Consider the following 2809-nt stretch of genomic DNA (forward strand, 5'->3'; position numbering starts at 1 on the left):
GCCCGGCCGCGCCGCCGAACGCCTGCACGTGCCGCGCGACCTCGTCCCGCAGCGGACCGATCCGCCCCGCCAGCGACGGCAGCGCCCCGAGCGCCTCGTCGTACTGCCCGAGCAGGTCCGCGCTCTCCCGGGCGGCCCGCGCCTTGAGCCGCTTCTCCTGCGAGAGGGCCGGGGCGCCCCGGCCGACCTCGGCACCCTCCTCGCCGCCTCCTGAACAACCGGTCAGCAGCGCGGCCCCGGCGAACGAGGCGAGCAGGCTCCTACGGCGTGGCCCCGGGCGGGACCGAGTGGTGAGCGGCACGGTGGTCGTCCTCGTCACAGAAGGCTCAGAAAGGTTTCGGCACGACCGAGACGGAGCGGCCGGTGATCACCGTACCGTCGCCCTCTGCCCGGTGGACGGCAACACCCCCCTGGACCGGATACCCTTTGACCTGACGCGCAGAAATGCAAGCAACCACAACAGCACACGCGGCCGAGGAGTCACCCGGATGAGCACCACCCAGAACGAGAGGCTGCGGGAACTACTGGAACCGCTCGTCAGCTCACAGGGCCTCGACCTCGAAGAGATCGAAGTGGCCTCGGTCGGACGCAAGCGTGTGCTGCGCGTCGTCGTCGACTCCGACGAAGGAGCCGACCTCGACGCCATCGCCGATGTGAGCCGCGCGCTCTCGGCGAAGCTCGACGAGAGCGACTTCATGGGTGACGGGGAGTACGAGCTCGAGGTCGGAACGCCGGGCGCCGAGCGCCCCCTGACCGAGCACCGGCACTACGTCCGGGCCACGGACCGCCTCGTCCGGTTCCAGCTGACGGACGACAGCGAGCTGGTCGCGCGCATCCTCCAGGTCGACGAAGACGGTCTGGACCTGGAAGTACCGGGTGTGAAGGGCCGCAAGGCCACCACCCGACGACTCGACTTCTCCGACGTCGCCAAGGCGCGGGTCCAGGTCGAGTTCAACCGCAAGAACAAGAACGAAGAGGAGGCGTAGCCGTGGACATCGACATGAGTGCCCTGCGGGGTCTGGTCCGCGAGAAGGAGATCTCCTTCGACCTGCTGGTCGAGGCGATCGAGTCGGCCCTCCTCATCGCCTACCACCGCACCGACGGCAGTTTCCGTCGCGCCCGCGTGAAGCTGGACCGCGACAGCGGCCACGTGACGGTGTGGGCGACGGAGGACCCGGCGGACCTCGAAGAGGGCCAGGAGCCCAAGGAGTTCGACGACACCCCGTCCGACTTCGGCCGTATCGCCGCCACCACCGCCAAGCAGGTCATCCTGCAGCGGCTGCGCGACGCCGAGGACGACGCGACGCTCGGCGAGTACGCGGGCCGGGAGGGCGACATCGTCATGGGCGTGGTCCAGCAGGGCCGCGACCCGAAGAACGTGCTGGTCGACATCGGCAAGCTCGAGGCGATCCTGCCGGTGCAGGAGCAGGTGCCGGGCGAGGAGTACCTGCACGGCATGCGCCTGCGCTCGTACGTCGTGCGCGTGGCCAAGGGCGTGCGCGGTCCGTCCGTGACCCTGTCGCGCACGCACCCGAACCTGGTCAAGAAGCTCTTCGCGCTGGAGGTGCCGGAGATCGCCGACGGGTCCGTCGAGATCTCGGCCATCGCCCGCGAGGCCGGCCACCGTACGAAGATCGCCGTGCGCTCCACGCGCAGCGGGCTCAACGCCAAGGGCGCCTGCATCGGCCCCATGGGCGGCCGCGTGCGCAACGTCATGGGCGAGCTGAACGGCGAGAAGATCGACATCGTCGACTGGTCCGACGACCCGGCGGAGATGGTGGCCAACGCGCTGTCCCCGGCCCGTGTCTCCAGGGTCGACATCGTCGACCTCGGCGCGCGCTCGGCCCGGGTGACCGTGCCGGACTACCAGCTCTCCCTCGCCATCGGCAAGGAAGGGCAGAACGCCCGGCTCGCGGCCCGGCTCACCGGCTGGCGCATCGACATCCGCCCGGACACCGAGCAGCCCGCGGAGTCCGACGGGGAATAAATCCGGGCGCAGCGCGCTTGGGTCATGACAGCATGTGACGAGAAACGTCCGTTCGATTCTTACCCCAAAGGGGTGAGGTCGATACGGGGAGGTAGACTTAAGAGTGTCTGGCCGGACGCATGCCCGCGCATGCCCTGAGCGAACCTGTGTGGGATGCCGGGAGCGAGCGGCCAAGAGCGATCTGCTGCGGATCGTGGTGATCGAGGGCCGATGTGTCCCCGATGATCGCGGTACGCTGCCCGGCCGGGGTGCCTACGTGCACCCCGCCCTGGTCTGTCTCGACCTGGCGGTCCGCCGCCGGGCGTTCCAGCGGGCTTACCGGGCCCCTGGACCGTTCGACACGGAGGCACTGCGTCACCGAGTCGAGCAGGCAACACCGTAAGAAGCGCCGTGCGGAACCCCCGTGCGGCCCTGGTACCCCGCGAGTTGGAAGTAGGTCGAGATTGCGATGAGCACTCGATGAGCACGCGATGAGTACGCCCATGAAGTAGCGACGGTCCGGCGTAACCCGGACCTAAAAGGAGCGAAGTGGCTAAGGTCCGGGTATACGAGCTCGCCAAGGAGTTCGGCGTAGAGAGCAAGGTCGTCATGGCCAAGCTCCAAGAACTCGGTGAATTCGTACGTTCGGCGTCCTCGACGATCGAGGCGCCGGTTGTACGCAAGTTGACTGATGCCCTGAATCAGGGCAACGGCGGCAAGCCCGCCGCCAAGAAGGCCGCGCCCGCCAAGCCGGCGGCGCCGCGTCCCACCCCCTCTCCCGCGCAGGCCGCGAAGCCTGCCGCCCCGCGTCCGGCTCCGGCTGCGCCGAAGCCCGCCGCGGAG

Annotated in this window: 4 protein-coding genes and 1 pseudogene; 4 read left to right on the forward strand and 1 reads right to left on the reverse strand. The window is 69.2% G+C overall.

Features of this window, described 5'->3' with window-relative positions; genetic code table 11:
* Nucleotides 1-301: pseudogene (locus G3I40_RS39820) on the reverse strand (hypothetical protein); the annotation flags it as partial.
* A gap of 187 nt (nucleotides 302-488) precedes the next feature.
* Between G3I40_RS39820 and rimP the strand changes: the two are divergent.
* From rimP to G3I40_RS39840, 4 genes are all read left to right on the forward strand, one after another.
* Nucleotides 489-986, forward strand: coding sequence for a ribosome maturation factor RimP (gene rimP / locus G3I40_RS39825; RefSeq protein WP_164559697.1), 498 nt, complete (start codon nucleotides 489-491; stop codon nucleotides 984-986).
* Between the two features lie 2 nt (nucleotides 987-988).
* The gene (gene nusA, locus G3I40_RS39830; protein WP_164559698.1) at nucleotides 989-1987 is read left to right on the forward strand and encodes a transcription termination factor NusA; all 999 of its coding nucleotides are present in this window, start codon (nucleotides 989-991) and stop codon (nucleotides 1985-1987) included.
* 103 nt (nucleotides 1988-2090) lie between these two features.
* Nucleotides 2091-2369, forward strand: a complete 279-nt coding sequence (locus G3I40_RS39835) for a YlxR family protein (protein WP_164559699.1) — start codon at nucleotides 2091-2093, stop codon at nucleotides 2367-2369.
* 146 nt (nucleotides 2370-2515) lie between these two features.
* Nucleotides 2516-2809: translation initiation factor IF-2 N-terminal domain-containing protein (locus tag G3I40_RS39840; protein ID WP_343245173.1), on the forward strand; the 294-nt coding region annotated here is incomplete at its 3' end.

This window comes from Streptomyces sp. SID14478 (assembly GCF_010548525.1).
Taxonomy (GTDB): Bacteria; Actinomycetota; Actinomycetes; order Streptomycetales; family Streptomycetaceae; genus Streptomyces.